Source organism: Stenotrophomonas sp. Steno-C18, assembly GCF_056393195.1.
On sequence record NZ_JBWJOX010000006.1, the window covers coordinates 275,996 to 290,438 of the forward strand.

Below are 14,443 nucleotides of genomic sequence, written 5' to 3' on the forward strand. Positions count from 1 at the left end.
GCTCAGGCGCGATGGGACTTGGCGTAGCTGTCGCGTTCGATCTCGACCAGTTGCACGCTGGTCTGCAGGGCATTGCCATTGGCCGGCACGGCCGCTTCCAGCGCTGCCAGCAAGGCCTGGGCGATCTCCTGGCGAACCTGCAGCGAGCGCCCCGAGAGCAGGGACAGCGTCGCCGCCAGGAAGGCGCGGGGCGCGTCGTCGGTGCCAATGGCCACGCAGTCGAACGCCAGCGCACGGGTCTTGATGTCGGCCTCGTCGAAATGGCCGGTGCCGACCAGGGCGTGGTTCAAGCCGCGCAGCACGGCCGGGCTGATCGCGGTACCGAGGTTGTCGCTGTATTCAAGGGTGAGATGTGGCATTCAGGACCTGGACGGGGCGGCGTGGAAGGAAGGCCTGCAGTATCGCCTGCGGCGGCCGGATCAATGCGCCGATGCCGGCGTTGTCGGTGCAGGGGCGGTGGCGCGCGTCGCGCGATCCAGTGCACGGACAAGACGCTCGACCTGGGCATGTTCGTAGTGGAGATGCGGCGGCGTGCCGGCGTTGGGCGCGGCGGCATCGGCGCGGCGCAGCACTGCCTGCAGCCCGCTGTTGGCCCCATAGCGGGGGGCGTCGATCTCCAGCATGCGTGCCTCCGGCATGCCGTACAGGGCGCGATGGAGCTTGATTGCATCGAGCAGGGTCAACGCCGGTCCGGGGTGCATGCCGTCTTCCGCATACCAGGGCAGGTCCGGCAGATGCCACGAGAGGTCAGCCAGGGTCTGCGAGATCTCGACGTATTCCGCACCGGCCTGGCGCGCGGCCGCGGCTTCCTTTTCCACCAGCGCGGCCGAGGCCTGCGCATTGGCCTGGTAGGTGCCCAGCACCAGCACGCGCGCCTGCACGGCGCGGGCGGCCTCGGCCAGTACCTGCAGCGCATGCTGCGACTGCTCGCACCGTTGCCGCCCGCCCAGGCAGAGCAGGTCGCCGCCGCGTTCCTGCAGCACCAGCACCTGCGGTCGTCGTCCGGCCAGCGCTGTCTGCACGCTGCCATCGGCCAGCCGCTCGCTGAGCGTGGCGCCGCCCTCAAGGATCATCTCGGCCTCGACCGCATGGCCGTTGGCCTGGGCCAGCGCGGCGAAGGTCGCCGGCAGGTTGCCGTAGTAGGTGAGGCTGTTGCCCACGAACAGGATGCGCTGGGGCGGCGCGGGCTGCACGGCGCAGGCGGGGGTGACAGCGGACAACCAGAGCGCGGCCAACAGGATCCATCTGCGCATTGCGTGCTTCCCTTCAGGAGACCAGGCCGCTGTGACCCGGCTTACCAGTCGATGGTTCCCTGGATGACGGTCTGCACCTGGCCGCCGGACCAGACCTCGCCGTGGTCGTCGATGCTCAGCTCCAGCAACGCGTCGTGGCCGACCTCGCGCCCCTGGCTGGCGGTGTAGCGCTTGCCGCTGCCGGGCAGGGCGCCACGTTCGTCCAGCCATGCCGCGAGCACGGCGTTGGCCGCGCCGGAGGCGGCGTCCTCGAAACGTCGACCGTTGCCGACGAAGGCGCGCACGACCAGCTGGTAGCCCTCGCCGCTGCTGCGGGCGTAGGCGAACACGCCCATCGCGCCGGTGGCCTCGGCCAGCGTGGCGATCGCCTCCCAGTCCGGTGCAAGGCCGCGCAGGCTGGCTTCGTCAGCCACCTCGACCACCCACCAGCGGCGGCCGCCCTCCATCAGCGCCGGCGGCAGTTCGCCCAGCGGCCAGCCATGGATTGCCGGTTGCAGGCGCGCGTCATCGACGGTGGCCACTTCGGCCACCGAGGCACGCGGGGTGCGGATGGCGATGGTGCGCACGCCGTCCTGCGTGTGGATGCGCAGCGGCAGCTGGCCGGCGATGCCGTCCTGGATCAACTGGCCATCGACCGCGGCGGCGACGCCGGCTTCGAGTACCGCATGTGCGCTGCCGACGCTGGGGTGGCCGGCGAACGGCACTTCCTTCTGCGGCGCGAACATGCGGATGCGGTAACTGGCGCCGGGAACGGTCGGCGCACTGATGAAGGTGGTCTCGGGCAAGCGGGTCCAGCGGGCGATGGCCTGCATGGCGGCATCGTCCAGGCCGTCGGCGTCGAGCACGACCGCCAGCGGGTTGCCGGTGCCGGGGCGCGGTGCGAAGACATCAAGTTGCAGGAAGCGACGGGTGGTCATGGGCAATCCGTGGAGAAGCAATGCGGTAGACAGCCCCTCTCCCGAGTAGCGGGAGCGGGGTGGGGGAGAGGGTGCGACGTCACCACTCGATCTGGCCGGAGATCACCGGCTGCACCTCACCGCCGATCCAGATCTGGGAATCGATATCCACCTGCACCCGCACTTCGCCGTTACGGCCCAGTTCGCGTCCCTGGCTGGCCAGGTACTGGTCGCCGGGCTTGATCCGACCCTGCGCGAGCAGGTGCGCGGCGACCAGCGCGTTGGCGCTGCCGGTCACCGGGTCCTCGTTGACGCCCACGCCGGGCGCGAAGGCGCGCACGACGTACTGGTAGCCCACGTCCGGGCGGTCGGCCGGGGCAAACACGGCCAGCTTGCCGCGCCCGGGCAGGGCGGCGATGGCCGCCAGCTCCGGGGTGTAGCGGCGCAACGCGGCTTCGCTGGAGGCTTGCAGCAGCCACCAGTCCGGTCCGTTGTTCCACAGCACCGGGCTCTGGCCAGGATAGGCCAGGGTGGCCAGGCCATCGGGCAGGACCGGGACGGGCTGCTCGCGGCGCTCGGCCTGCGGGCTGCGGACCTTGATCTGGCGGAACCAGCGCCCGCCCTGCACGTGGACCGGCAGCATCCCGGCGGCGCACTGCTGCACCAGCCGGCCGTCCTCGTCCGGCGTGGCCAGGCCCAGTTCGACCGCCGCCCACGCCGCGCCCACGCTGGGGTGGCCGGCGAAGGGCAACTCGCCCTTCGGGGTGAAGATGCGGACGTGGTAACTGGCGCCCTCGTCCGGCGGCAGGAAGAAGATGGTCTCGGAGAGGTTCAGCCAGGCGGCGATGGCCTGCATGCCCTGGCTGTCCAGGCCGTCGCTGTCGACGATCACGCCCAACGCGTTGCCGGCGCCGGGACGGGCGGAAAACACATCCAGCTGCAGATAACGGCGTACGGCCATCGCGGGGGACACTCCAGGAAGGGGGCCGGGCAGCTTACCAGTGCAGGTTTGCCTGAATCACCCGCTGGACCTGGCCGCCGATCCAGATATCGCCCTGCGCCTCCACGCGGAGCTGCACCTGACCGTCGCGGCCGACTTCGCGGCCCTGGCTGGCGACATAGCAGCCATTGGTGCCCGGCAGTTGGGCGCGCTCCCGCAACCACGCCGCGATCAGTGCGTTGGCGCTTCCGGTGACCGGATCCTCGGGGACGTCAGGCGCATCGGCAGGGCAGAACGCGCGCACCACCAGCGCATGCGTCGGGCAGGGCTCGGGGGCGAACAGGGCCACGCCGGTGGCAGCGGTGGCGATGCTCCAGTCGCGCAGCGCGGGCATGTCCGCGACCAGCGCACGCAGGCTGGCGGCGTCGCGCGCCGGCAGCAGCCACCAGCGCGGGCCGTTGTCCCACAGCTCCGGCAACTGGCCGGCGGCGGCCAGTGCACGCAGTTGCGCGGGGACAACCCCGGGGGGATCCGGCAGCCGCCGCGGTGGCGGGCTGGCCAACTCGATCAGCGGTGCCTGCGGCGGGCCGGACACCCGTACCGGCAGCCGGCCGGCCGCGCATTGCTGGATCAGCAGGCCGTTGCGCGGGCGCACCCGCCCGCAGGTCAGCGCTGCCCATGCCGCCCCCACGCTGGGGTGGCCGGCGAACGGCAGCTCGCAGCATGGGGTGAAGATGCGGACGCGGTAACTGGCCTCGTCATCCGAGGGCAGCAGGAAGACCGTCTCGGACAGGTTCAGCCAGGCCGCGATGGCCTGCATGTCCTGGCTGTCCAACCCATCGCTGTCGAGAACGACGCCCAACGGGTTGCCGGCGCCGGGCCGGGCTGAGAACACATCCAACTGCAGATAGCGGCGAGCGGTCATTGCGGTATGGGGAACAGGGCAGGCCAGCTTAGGCAAGCCGCACGCAAATGTCGCATCACGGGTGGGAGCGGCCTCGGTATCGGAGCCCCCGAATCGCCGCAACCCGAGGGCGATCGGCATCGCGCCCGAGGACACTCCTGCGGGGTGGCTGTTCAGGTGGATGACCCGGATCGTTGCAAGTGCTACTTTCTTCGCCCCGGGAGGGGGCGGGCTGGAATGGTATCTCCCGAAATCAGCGGTCCGGCCTCATGGGCCTTGGCATAGAATCGGGGGTTCCGCCCGCATTGCCGGGTCTTTCTCCCACTGTGAACCTCCAAAGCCAATGTCCGCTTCCCCAATCGCTGATCGCTGGATCGTCCTCAAGTTCGGTGGCACCTCGGTGTCCCGTCGGCATCGTTGGAACACGATCGGGGAACTGGCGAAAAAACGTGCGGACGAGACCGGTGGGCGTGTTCTGGTGGTGGTGTCGGCGCTATCCGGCGTCACCAATGAATTGACCGCCATCGCCGACGGCGCGGCCGACAGCCGTGAACGCGTGGCCGCGCTGGTCCAGCGTCACAACGACTTCCTCGCCGAGCTGGAGCTCGGCAGCGAGGTACTGGCCGAACGGCTGGCCGCGCTGCAGTCGCTGCTGGACGACCCGCGCGCCGCCAGCCGCCCGCTGGACTGGCAGGCCGAGGTGCTGGGGCAGGGCGAACTGCTGTCCTCGAGCATCGGTGCCGCCTACCTGCGCAGCAACGGCCTGGATTTCGGCTGGATGGACGCCCGCCAGTGGCTGCATGCGCAGCCGCCGGCACCGAACCAGACTGCCTGGTCGCAGCGCCTGTCGGTGAACTGCCAGTGGCAGGGCGATGCCGACTTCACGCCGCGTTTCTCCGCGCAGCCCACGCGCATGCTGATCACCCAGGGCTTCATCTCGCGCCACGGCGACGGTGGCACCGCCATCCTGGGCCGTGGTGGCTCGGATACCTCGGCCGCGTACTTCGGCGCGCTGCTCGGTGCCAGCCGCGTGGAAATCTGGACCGACGTGCCGGGCATGTTCAGCGCCAACCCGAAGGACGTGCCCGACGCACGCCTGCTGACCCGGCTGGACTACTACGAGGCGCAGGAAATCGCCACCACCGGTGCCAAGGTGCTGCACCCGCGCTCGATCAAGCCGTGCCGTGACGCCGGCGTGCCGATGGCCATCCTCGACACCGAGCGCCCGCACATGCCGGGCACCAGCATCGACGGCAACGCCGAGCCGGTGCCGGGGGTGAAGGCGATCAGCCGCCGCAACGGCATCGTGCTGGTGTCGATGGAAGGCATCGGCATGTGGCAGCAGGTCGGCTTCCTGTCCGACGTGTTCAACCTGTTCAAGAAGCACGGCCTGTCGGTGGACCTGATCGGTTCGGCCGAGACCAACGTCACGGTGTCGCTGGACCCGTCCGAGAACCTGGTCAACACCGACGTGCTGGCCGCGTTGTCGGCCGACCTGTCGGAGATCTGCAAGGTCAAGGTGATCGTGCCGTGCGCGGCCATCACCCTGGTCGGCCGTGGCATGCGCTCGCTGCTGTACAAGCTCTCCGACGTGTGGGCCACGTTCGGCAAGGAGCGCGTGCACATGATCTCGCAGTCGTCCAACGACCTGAACCTGACCTTCGTCATCGACGAGGCCGACGCCGACGGGTTGCTGCCGATCCTGCACGACGAGCTGATCGGCAGCGGCGCGATGCCGGTCTACGAAGAACAGGTGTTCGGTCCGCGCTGGCGCGAGATCATCGGCACCATCCGCCCCCGGCAGACGCCGTGGTGGCAGGCGCCGCAGCAGCGCCAGAAGCTGCTGGAGCTGGCCGCACAGGGCACGCCGGCCTACATCTACGACCTGGACAAGGTGCGCGAGCGCGCCCGCCAGTTGAACGCCATCAGCGCCATCGACCGCCGTTTCTACGCGATCAAGGCCAACTCGCACCCGGATATCCTGCGCACCCTGGCCGCCGAAGGGTTCGGCCTGGAATGCGTGTCGCAAGGGGAAGTGGAGCTGGTGTTCGCGGCGGTGCCGGACCTGGCGCCGGAGCGCGTGCTGTTCACCCCGAGCTTCGCGCCGATCGGCGAGTACGCCGCGGTGCTGGCGCGCGGCGTCAACGTCACCATCGACAACGTCGAGCTGCTGCAGCACTGGCCGGAGGTGTTCCGCGGCCGCAAGCTGTGGGTGCGCATCGACCTGGGCCATGGCGACGGCCACCACAAGAAGGTCAACACCGGCGGCAAGGATTCCAAGTTCGGCCTGTCGGCGCTGCGCGTGGACGAGTTCATCGCCGCCGCGCGCGCGCTGGATATCCGCATCACCGGCGTGCACGCGCACCTGGGCAGCGGCATCGAGAACGCCGGCCACTGGCAGCAGATGGTCGATGAGATGGCCGGTTTCGCGCGCCGCATCGGCAGCGTGGAGATCCTGGACATCGGCGGTGGCCTGCCGGTGCCGTACAGCGACGACGACGAGCCGTTCGACCTGGACGCCTGGGCCGCCGGCCTGGCCGCGATCAAGGCGGTGCACCCGGCGTTCCAGCTGGCGGTCGAGCCCGGCCGCTTCATGGTGGCCGAGTCCGGCGTGCTGCTCACCCATGCCTCGCAGGTGGTGGAGAAGGACGGTGTGCGCCGCGTCGGCCTGGATGCCGGCATGAACGCCCTGCTGCGCCCGGCGCTGTACGACGCCTGGCACGACATCGCCAACCTGTCGCGGCTGGACGAAGCGCGTGATGTTGATTTCAGCGTGGTCGGCCCGATCTGCGAATCCAGCGACGTGTTCGCGCAACGGGTGAAGCTGCCCGGCGCCACCGCGCCGGGGGACGTGATGCTGATCGCCGATGCCGGTGCCTATGGTTTCAGCATGGCCAGTACCTACAACCAGCGCGTCCTGCCGCGCGAAGGCGTGGTCAATGCCTGACGCCCACCTTTTTTGTCGTCCCGCCGCGCGCCCGCGCGAAAACGGTTCGTTTGATTCGGATACGCCATGACAGCTTTTGATAAACACCAGGTTTCCCGTTTCCGCTTCGTCCGCTGCGATTTCGCCGCGGACACCGGCGTGGCGCGGCTGGTCTACGCCTTCGACGACGGCCCGGAGATGACCGAGACCGTCACCGTGCCGGGTGCACCGTTCCAGCTGGAGGGCGAACGCGCCGCAGCCGTGCAGCGTGCCTTGCAGCTGCTGCACCTGATCGCCGGCGTGAGTTACTACAAGGCTGGCGTACCTGCGGAGGTCAGCATCGACAGCTATGCCATCGATGCCGACACCGCCGCCCTGGTGGAAACCGTCTACCTCAACGGCCTGGGGGAGTTCGCCTACCGCAATGGCCTGAACCTGCGCGGCAGGTTCAAGCTGCCGGTGGCTTCGCTCCCCTCTCCCGCTAGCGGGAGAGGGGCAGGGGGTGAGGGCGGCTCTGCTCCCAATCTCAACCTCTCCCACCACGCCCTCGTCGCCATCGGCGGCGGCAAGGATTCGCTGGTCAGCATCGAAGCCTTGCGCAATGCCGGCGTGACCGAGACCGTCACCTGGATCGGTGGCTCGCAGCTGATCCGCGCCTGTGCCGAACGCACCGGCCTGCCGATGCTCAACATCGGTCGCACGCTGGCCCCGGAGCTGTTCGAGCTCAATCGTCAGGGTGCATGGAACGGGCATATCCCGGTCACCGCGGTGAACTCGGCGATCATGGTGCTGGCCGCGCTGGTACAGGGCGTGGACCAGGTGGTGTTCTCCAACGAGCGTTCGGCCAGCTACGGCAGCCAGATCGCCGGCACCGGCGAGGTCAACCACCAGTGGTCCAAGGGCTGGGCCTTCGAGAAGGCGTTCGGTGAGTACGTGCAGCAGCACGTGGCCGCCGACCTGCAGTACTACTCGCTGCTGCGACCGCTCTCGGAACTGGCGGTGGCCCGCCAGTTCGCCAGGACCGATTTCTACGACGCGCATTTCTCCAGCTGCAACCGCAACTTCCACATCCTCGGCGAGCGCCCGGTGAACCGCTGGTGCGGCGTGTGCCCCAAGTGCCACTTCGTGTTCCTGGCGCTGGCCCCGTTCATGCCCAAGACGCGCCTGGTGCGCATCTTCGGCCGCAACCTGCTCGATGACAGCGAGCAGGCCGGCGGCTACGACGCGCTGCTGGAGTTCCAGGACCACAAGCCGTTCGAATGCGTGGGCGAGGGCAAGGAATCGCGCGCGGCGATGGCCACCCTGGCCGCGCGTCCGGAATGGAAGGAAGACGTGTTGGTGAAGCGCTTCGCCAACCTGATCCAGCCGACGCTGTCGGCGGAAGAATTGAAGATCGAGCCGTTGCTGGTCATCGACGGCGAACACCGCATCCCGGCAGCACTGTGGGAGCGTCTGCGTGCGAATTTCGCAGCTTGAAGGCAAGCGCGTCGCGCTGTGGGGCTGGGGGCGCGAGGGCCGTGCCGCGTTCGCGGTACTGCGCCAGCGCCTGCCACGGCTGCCGCTGACGCTGTTCTGCCCGTCGGCCGAGGCCGAGCAGGCGCGTGCCGAGACCGCTGGCGCGCTGCAGGTGGAAACCGACATCACGGGCGCGGCACTGTCGCGCTTCGAGGTGGTGATCAAGTCACCGGGCATCAGCCCGTACACACCCGCGGCGCAGCAGGCCGGCGCGCAGGGCACGCAGTTCATCGGCGGTACCTCGCTGTGGTTTAGCGAACACGCCAATGCCGACGGCAACCTGCCCAACACGGTGTGCGTGACCGGCACCAAGGGCAAGAGCACCACCACCTCGCTGCTGGCGCACTTGCTGCGCGCGGCGGGGCATCGCACCGGTCTGGTGGGCAACATCGGCTTGCCGCTGCTGGAAGTGCTGGACCCGCAGCCGGCGCCGGACTACTGGGCGGTGGAGCTGTCCAGTTACCAGACCGGCGAAGTGGCGCGCAGCGGCGCGCGCCCGGACGTGGCGATCGTGCTGAACCTCTTTCCCGAGCACCTGGACTGGCACGGCAGCGAGCAGCGCTACATCGACGACAAGCTGTCGCTGGTGACTGGCGGGCATCCGCGTGTCGCGGTGCTCAACGCCGCCGACGAACACCTGCGCGCGCTGCAGCTGCCGCATAGCCAGATCGTGTGGTTCAACCAACCCGAGGGTTGGCACATGGTGGGCGAGGTGGTGCATCGCGGTGCGCAGCCAGTGTTCGATACCTCGAACACGCCACTGCCGGGGCGTCATAACCGCGGCAACCTGTGCGCGGTGCTGGCCGCGCTGGAAGCGATGGGCCTGGATGCGGTGGCCTTGGCCCCGGCGGTGCAGGGCTTCCGTCCGCTACCCAATCGCCTGCAGACGCTGGGCGAGCGCGACGGGTTGCGTTGGGTCAATGATTCGATCAGCACCACGCCGCATGCCTCGCTGGCCGCGCTGGACTGCTTCGCCGGGCAACGCATCGCGCTGCTGGTGGGCGGGCATGACCGCGGCGTGGACTGGCACGATTTCGCCGCGCACATGCGCGACGACGCGCCGGTGGAGATCGTGACGATGGGTGCCAATGGCCCGCGCATCCACACCCTGCTGCAGCCCTTGGCCGATGAGGGCCGGTTTGGCCTGCATGCCGGCGGCGACCTGCCGCATGCGGTGGAACTGGCGCGTGGTGCGCTGGGTACACAGGGCGGGGTGGTGTTGCTGTCACCGGGTGCGCCGAGTTTCGGTGCCTACAAGGACTACGTGGCGCGTGGTCGTCATTTCGCTGAACTGGCCGGGTTTGATCCGGACCTGATCAGCGCGATTCCCGGATTGGGCGTGGGCTGAGCGGAGCGCTGGCTTCTTGGGCCAGAAGCTTCCCCTCACCCCAACCCCTCTCCCGTGAACGGGAGAGGGGCTCGGATTGCTGCGGCTCGTAGCGCACTGGCCCTTCTCCCGTTCACGGGAGAGGGGTTGGGGTGAGGGTCGCGTTTGCCCGTAGACTCCGCGACATAACCCAACCCGGAGCACTCCCATGCAAGCAGCACGAAAGTGGCAGTTGGCAGCGTTGGCTTTGAGTCTTTCGGCGGCGATGCCGGCCTTGGCGAAAATGCAGCAGCGCCCGGTCGAATGGCAGCACGGCGGCGCCACCTACAGCGGGGTGCTGGTCTATGACGACGACGGTGATGCGCGCCGCCCGGGCGTGGTGATGGTGCCGAACTGGCGGGGCGTGAATGCCTCGGCCGTCGCCAAGGCCGAGCAGATCGCCGGCGACGACTACGTGGTGCTGGTCGCCGACGTCTACGGCAAGCAGGTCCGCCCGAAGGACAACGATGAAGCCGCCGCGGCCTCCAAGCCGCTGCGCGAGAACCGCGCCGAACTGCGTACGCGTGCCCAGGCCGCGCTGGAGGCGCTGAAGGCACAGGCCGGCAAGGCACCGCTGGATGTCGCCCATATCGGTGCGGTGGGGTTCTGCTTCGGCGGTACCACGGTGCTGGAGATGGCGCGCGCGGGGATGCCGCTGGCCGGCGTGGTGAGCCTGCACGGCGGCCTGTCCACGCCGAGCCCGGCCGCTGCGGGCAGTGGCAAGGTGCCGATGCTGGTGCTCAATGGCGCGGCCGACCAGGGCGTCAGTGCCGGGGACATCGCTGCGTTCGGCACGGAAATGGATGGCGCCGGCGCGGACTGGCAGTTCGTCAATTTCAGCGGCGCGGTGCATTGCTTCGCCGAATCCGATGCCAACAGCCCGCCGGGCTGCCTGTACGACCCGCGCGCCGCCAAGCGTGCATGGAAGATGATGGACAACTTCCTGGAAGAGCGCCTGGAGCACTGAGCCGTCGGGCCGGGCCACGCTCGGCAGAGGGTACCCGGCAAGGCTTCAGCGGGGCATGGCTCCGCTGAAGCGCGTGCGATCAGCGGGCCTGGCGGGCGGCGTCGATGGCGCCGCTGATCGCCGCGCGGGCCTGCGGACTGTTGCGCCAGCAGCTGCTGCCCAGCATGGCCGAGGCCTGGGTCACGATGTCCATCGTCTCGGCGTCGGCCAGCTGTGCCAGCGAGTGGAAGCCCAGCTGCTCCAGCCGTGCCACCACGGTGGCACCCACGCCCTTTACCGCCAGCAGCACGGTGCGCTCTTCGGCGCTGAAGCCTTCGGCCGCCATGGCTTAGTGGCTGCGCTCGATGGCGTAGCGGGCCAGGCCGCGCAGGGCGGCGACCGCGTTGCTTTCCGGCAGGCCTTCCAGCGCCTGTTCGGCCGCGTCGGCATATTCCATCGCACGCTTGCGGCTGTAGCCCAGGCCGCCGGTGGCATGGATGGCGGCCAGCACTTCCGGCATGGCAGTGGCATCGCCGTTCTGCACGATCTCGCGCAGGCGCTGGCGGGTGGTTTCGTCCGAATGCGCCATGGCGTGGATCAGGGGCAACGTGGCCTTGCCCTCGGCCAGGTCGTCGCCCAGGTTCTTGCCCAGCTCGTCGGCGTTGGCCGAGTAGTCCAGCACGTCGTCGGCGATCTGGAACGCATAGCCCAGGTGCATGCCGTAGTCGAACAGCTTCTGCTGCACCGCCTCGTCGGCACCGGTGGCCAGCGCACCCAGACGGGTACCGGCGGCGAACAGCACGGCGGTCTTGCGCTCGATCACGCGCAGGTAGGCCGCCTCGTCGGTGTCCGGGTTGTGCACGTGCAGCAGCTGCAGCACCTCGCCCTCGGCGATGCGGTTGGTGGTGTCGGCCAGGATCTGCATCACCGGCATGCGGTCCAGCTCGACCATCAGCTGGAAGCTGCGCGAGTACAGGAAGTCACCGACCAGCACGCTCGGCGCGTTGCCCCACAGCGCGTTGGCGGTGCTGCGGCCCCGGCGCAGGTCCGATTCGTCGACCACGTCATCGTGCAGCAGGGTCGAGGTGTGGATGAACTCGATGATCGCCGCCAGCTGGTGGTGCTCCGGCCCGGCACCGCCGACCGCGTGGCCGGCCAGCATCACCAGCATCGGCCGCAGGCGCTTGCCGCCGGCGGAAATGATGTGGTCGGCGATCTGGTTGATCAGCACCACGTCCGAGGACAGGCGGCGGCGGATCAGCGCATCGACCGCGGCCATGTCCGGCGCGGCAAGGGTCTGGATGGCGGGCAGGCCCAGCGCGGGGCGGAGGTCTTCGGCGAGGCTCATACGGTTGCTTCTGGGGGTACCCGGCGATTATAGGCGGTGTGCGCCCCGGGGGGCCGGAAACGCTTCCGGCCCAGTGAATACGTATGCAAGCGACACCGCCGGCAAAGTGGCGACGCTAAGCTGACCGGCATCTGTTTTCAGCCCCCTGTGGGGCTCCTGAAGCCCGGAGGGGGGCGCTCGATGTCGAAGACTCCATGGTGGCGCGGCGCCGTCATCTACCAGATCTATCCGCGCAGCTACCTGGATACCGATGGGGATGGCGTGGGCGACCTGCCGGGCATCATCGAGCGCCTGGACTACATCGCCTCGCTGGGCGTGGATGCGATCTGGGTCTCGCCGTTCTTCAAGTCGCCGATGGCCGATTTCGGCTACGACATCGCCGACCAGCGTGACGTCGACCCGTTGTTCGGCAACCTGGCCGATTTCGACCGCCTGCTGGCCAAGGCGCATGCGCTGGGCCTGAAGGTGATGATCGACCAGGTGTTCAGCCACACATCGGTGGAGCACGCCTGGTTCAAGGAAAGCCGCGAGAGCCGCGACAACCCCAAGGCCGACTGGTACGTGTGGGCCGACGCACGCGAGGACGGCACGCCGCCGAACAACTGGCTGTCGATCTTCGGCGGCGTGGCCTGGCGCTGGGAACCGCGCCGCCGCCAGTACTACCTGCACAACTTCCTGTCCTCGCAGCCGGACCTGGATTTCCATAACCCGGCGGTGCAGCAGGCGACGCTGGACTACGTGAAGTTCTGGCTGGACCGGGGCGTGGATGGGTTCCGCCTGGACTCCATCAACTTCTGCTTCCACGACGCGCAGCTGCGCGACAACCCGCCCAAGCCGGAAGACCAGCGCGTGGGCCGCGGCTTCAGCCCGGACAACCCGTACGCCTTCCAGTACCACTACTACAACAACACCCGCCCGGAGAACATCGGCTTCCTGGAGCGCCTGCGCGCGTTGCTCGACCAGTACCCGGGCGCGGTGACGCTGGGCGAGATCTCCTCGGAGGATTCGCTGGCCACCACCGCCGAGTACACGGCGCCGGGCCGCCTGCACATGGGCTACAGCTTCGAGCTGCTGGTGGACGACTACAGCGTGGAGTACATCCGCAGCACCGTGGAAAAGCTGGAAGCGACCATGCGCGACGGCTGGCCGTGCTGGGCGGTGTCCAACCACGACGTGCAGCGTGCAGTGACGCGTTGGGGCGGCCATCCCGCCAATCCGCAGCTGGCCAAGATGCTGGTCGCGCTGGTGTGCTCGCTGCGTGGCTCGGTCTGCATCTACCAGGGCGAGGAGCTGGGGCTGGGCGAGGCGGACGTGCCGTTCGAGGCGCTGCAGGACCCGTACGGCATCACCTTCTGGCCGAACTTCAAGGGCCGCGACGGCTGCCGCACGCCGATGCCATGGACGGACCAGGCCCTGGCCGGCTTCACCCGGGGCGAGCCGTGGTTGCCGATTCCGGCCGAGCACCGCGCGCTATCGGTGCAGGCGCAGGAAGCGGACGGTGATTCGACACTGCAGGCCTTCCGCAACTTCCTGCGCTGGCGCAAGGCGCATCCGGCGTTGGTGGAGGGGACGATCCGCTTCCTGGACAGCACTGAGCCGGTGTTGTTGTTCGAGCGTCAGGCGGGTGATGAGACCTTGCTGCTGGCGTTCAATCTGTCAGGGGATACGGTGCGGCATGCGTTGCCGGCCGGAGAGTGGCAGGCCTTGGCGCTGCCGGGTCCAGTGGCCGGTGCGCTGGAAGCTGGCGAACTGGTACTGGCTGGAAACGCGGTGTACTGCGCACGTCGCAGCTGAGTCCCCGTTTCTCTCTTTCATGCAGGCGGAGATGGCATCTCCGCCTTTTCTTTGGCTGTGGCTTGGCTGTTGCTGTTGCTGTGGCTGTGGCTGTGGCTTTTGCTGTGGCTTAAGCCCCTCTCCCGTTCACGGGAGAGGGGTTGGGGTGAGGGTGCTCTTGGCTGCAATCCAAAGTTGAAGCCAAGCCAAAGCTCCCCCATCCGCCCTCCGGGCACCTTCCCCCGCAAGCGGGAGAAGGGAATGACCAAGGCCAATGCTGAATCGAAAGCCGAAGCCGAAGCCGAAGCCAAGGCCAAGGCCAGAGCAGAGCAGAGCAGAGCAAAAGCAAGAGCCAAAGCAAGAGCCAAAGCAAGAGCCAAAGCCAAAGCCAAAGCGCTTCCCGCCTGTGGGGGGATCAGGGCACAACTTCCCAGGCAGAGTTCGCCGCTGCTGCACCAGCACCAGCACCAGTGCAGTGCCAGCAGGTTGTTCCTGGACGGCACTCCCGCCAAGCTGAAAACACTTCCCCGGTCCCCCACCACGGCATCCCGGTAACCCGCCACGACATGGTTGCCA

Annotated in this window: 13 protein-coding genes; 6 read left to right on the top strand and 7 right to left on the bottom strand. The window is 68.6% G+C overall.

Annotation, left to right across the window (positions count from 1 at the left end):
- Window positions 1-2 precede the first annotated feature (2 nt).
- The 5 genes from AC06FE_RS14380 to AC06FE_RS14400 form a co-directional block, all read right to left on the bottom strand.
- Complete coding sequence (locus AC06FE_RS14380; protein ID WP_478073414.1) at window positions 3-359, bottom strand: 5-carboxymethyl-2-hydroxymuconate Delta-isomerase; 357 nt, start codon at window positions 357-359, stop codon at window positions 3-5.
- Between the two features lie 60 nt (window positions 360-419).
- Window positions 420-1,253, bottom strand: a complete 834-nt coding sequence (locus AC06FE_RS14385) for a hypothetical protein (protein ID WP_478073415.1) — start codon at window positions 1,251-1,253, stop codon at window positions 420-422.
- 41 nt (window positions 1,254-1,294) lie between these two features.
- On the bottom strand, window positions 1,295-2,170 hold the full coding sequence (locus AC06FE_RS14390) for a PhzF family phenazine biosynthesis protein (protein WP_478073416.1): 876 nt from the start codon (window positions 2,168-2,170) through the stop codon (window positions 1,295-1,297).
- Window positions 2,171-2,249: 79 nt separating this feature from the next.
- Entirely contained in the window at window positions 2,250-3,110 is an 861-nt protein-coding gene (locus AC06FE_RS14395; RefSeq protein WP_478073417.1) for a PhzF family phenazine biosynthesis protein, read from the bottom strand.
- A 34-nt stretch (window positions 3,111-3,144) separates the two neighbouring features.
- On the bottom strand, window positions 3,145-4,014 hold the full coding sequence (locus tag AC06FE_RS14400) for a PhzF family phenazine biosynthesis protein (RefSeq protein WP_478073418.1): 870 nt from the start codon (window positions 4,012-4,014) through the stop codon (window positions 3,145-3,147).
- 322 nt (window positions 4,015-4,336) lie between these two features.
- Between AC06FE_RS14400 and AC06FE_RS14405 the strand changes: the two genes are divergently transcribed.
- The 4 genes from AC06FE_RS14405 to AC06FE_RS14420 all read left to right on the top strand — a co-directional run bounded on the left by AC06FE_RS14405 (window position 4,337) and on the right by AC06FE_RS14420 (window position 10,767).
- Entirely contained in the window at window positions 4,337-6,940 is a 2,604-nt protein-coding gene (locus AC06FE_RS14405) for a bifunctional aspartate kinase/diaminopimelate decarboxylase (protein ID WP_478073419.1), read from the top strand.
- Window positions 6,941-7,006: 66 nt separating this feature from the next.
- A complete protein-coding gene (murL, locus tag AC06FE_RS14410) occupies window positions 7,007-8,395 on the top strand; it encodes a UDP-N-acetyl-alpha-D-muramoyl-L-alanyl-L-glutamate epimerase (protein ID WP_478073420.1) in 1,389 nt (462 codons plus the stop codon).
- Entirely contained in the window at window positions 8,376-9,782 is a 1,407-nt protein-coding gene (gene murD / locus AC06FE_RS14415) for a UDP-N-acetylmuramoyl-L-alanine--D-glutamate ligase (protein ID WP_478073421.1), read from the top strand. The genes murL and murD overlap by 20 nt, the downstream gene beginning before the upstream one ends.
- 187 nt (window positions 9,783-9,969) lie before the next feature.
- Entirely contained in the window at window positions 9,970-10,767 is a 798-nt protein-coding gene (locus AC06FE_RS14420) for a dienelactone hydrolase family protein (protein ID WP_478073422.1), read from the top strand.
- 79 nt (window positions 10,768-10,846) lie between these two features.
- Here AC06FE_RS14420 and AC06FE_RS14425 read toward each other — a convergent pair whose 3' ends face one another.
- Both AC06FE_RS14425 and AC06FE_RS14430 read right to left on the bottom strand, forming a co-directional pair.
- Window positions 10,847-11,092 carry a helix-hairpin-helix domain-containing protein gene (locus AC06FE_RS14425; RefSeq protein ID WP_478073423.1) on the bottom strand — a complete coding sequence of 82 codons (246 nt, stop codon included), beginning with the start codon at window positions 11,090-11,092 and terminating at the stop codon, window positions 10,847-10,849.
- A gap of 3 nt (window positions 11,093-11,095) precedes the next feature.
- Window positions 11,096-12,094, bottom strand: a complete 999-nt coding sequence (locus AC06FE_RS14430; RefSeq protein ID WP_478073424.1) for a polyprenyl synthetase family protein — start codon at window positions 12,092-12,094, stop codon at window positions 11,096-11,098.
- A 180-nt stretch (window positions 12,095-12,274) separates the two neighbouring features.
- Here AC06FE_RS14430 and AC06FE_RS14435 point away from each other — a divergent pair, with 180 nt between their 5' ends.
- A complete protein-coding gene (locus AC06FE_RS14435; protein WP_478073425.1) occupies window positions 12,275-13,888 on the top strand; it encodes an alpha-glucosidase in 1,614 nt (537 codons plus the stop codon).
- A 240-nt stretch (window positions 13,889-14,128) separates the two neighbouring features.
- Window positions 14,129-14,422 carry a hypothetical protein gene (locus tag AC06FE_RS14440; RefSeq protein ID WP_478073426.1) on the top strand — a complete coding sequence of 98 codons (294 nt, stop codon included), beginning with the start codon at window positions 14,129-14,131 and terminating at the stop codon, window positions 14,420-14,422.
- The last annotated feature ends 21 nt before the right edge of the window (window positions 14,423-14,443 follow it).

Excerpts from the sequence above, each read along its gene's own strand:
- AC06FE_RS14380 (WP_478073414.1), bottom strand. The coding sequence starts at position 359 with ATGCCACATCTCACCCTTGAATACAGCGACAACCTCGGTACCGCGATC.
- AC06FE_RS14385 (WP_478073415.1), bottom strand. The coding sequence starts at position 1,253 with ATGCGCAGATGGATCCTGTTGGCCGCGCTCTGGTTGTCCGCTGTCACC.
- AC06FE_RS14435 (WP_478073425.1), top strand. The coding sequence starts at position 12,275 with ATGTCGAAGACTCCATGGTGGCGCGGCGCCGTCATCTACCAGATCTAT.
- AC06FE_RS14395 (WP_478073417.1), bottom strand. The coding sequence starts at position 3,110 with ATGGCCGTACGCCGTTATCTGCAGCTGGATGTGTTTTCCGCCCGTCCC.
- murL (WP_478073420.1), top strand. The coding sequence starts at position 7,007 with ATGACAGCTTTTGATAAACACCAGGTTTCCCGTTTCCGCTTCGTCCGC.
- AC06FE_RS14400 (WP_478073418.1), bottom strand. The coding sequence starts at position 4,014 with ATGACCGCTCGCCGCTATCTGCAGTTGGATGTGTTCTCAGCCCGGCCC.
- AC06FE_RS14440 (WP_478073426.1), top strand. The coding sequence starts at position 14,129 with ATGACCAAGGCCAATGCTGAATCGAAAGCCGAAGCCGAAGCCGAAGCC.
- AC06FE_RS14405 (WP_478073419.1), top strand. The coding sequence starts at position 4,337 with ATGTCCGCTTCCCCAATCGCTGATCGCTGGATCGTCCTCAAGTTCGGT.
- AC06FE_RS14430 (WP_478073424.1), bottom strand. The coding sequence starts at position 12,094 with ATGAGCCTCGCCGAAGACCTCCGCCCCGCGCTGGGCCTGCCCGCCATC.
- AC06FE_RS14390 (WP_478073416.1), bottom strand. The coding sequence starts at position 2,170 with ATGACCACCCGTCGCTTCCTGCAACTTGATGTCTTCGCACCGCGCCCC.
- AC06FE_RS14420 (WP_478073422.1), top strand. The coding sequence starts at position 9,970 with ATGCAAGCAGCACGAAAGTGGCAGTTGGCAGCGTTGGCTTTGAGTCTT.
- AC06FE_RS14425 (WP_478073423.1), bottom strand. The coding sequence starts at position 11,092 with ATGGCGGCCGAAGGCTTCAGCGCCGAAGAGCGCACCGTGCTGCTGGCG.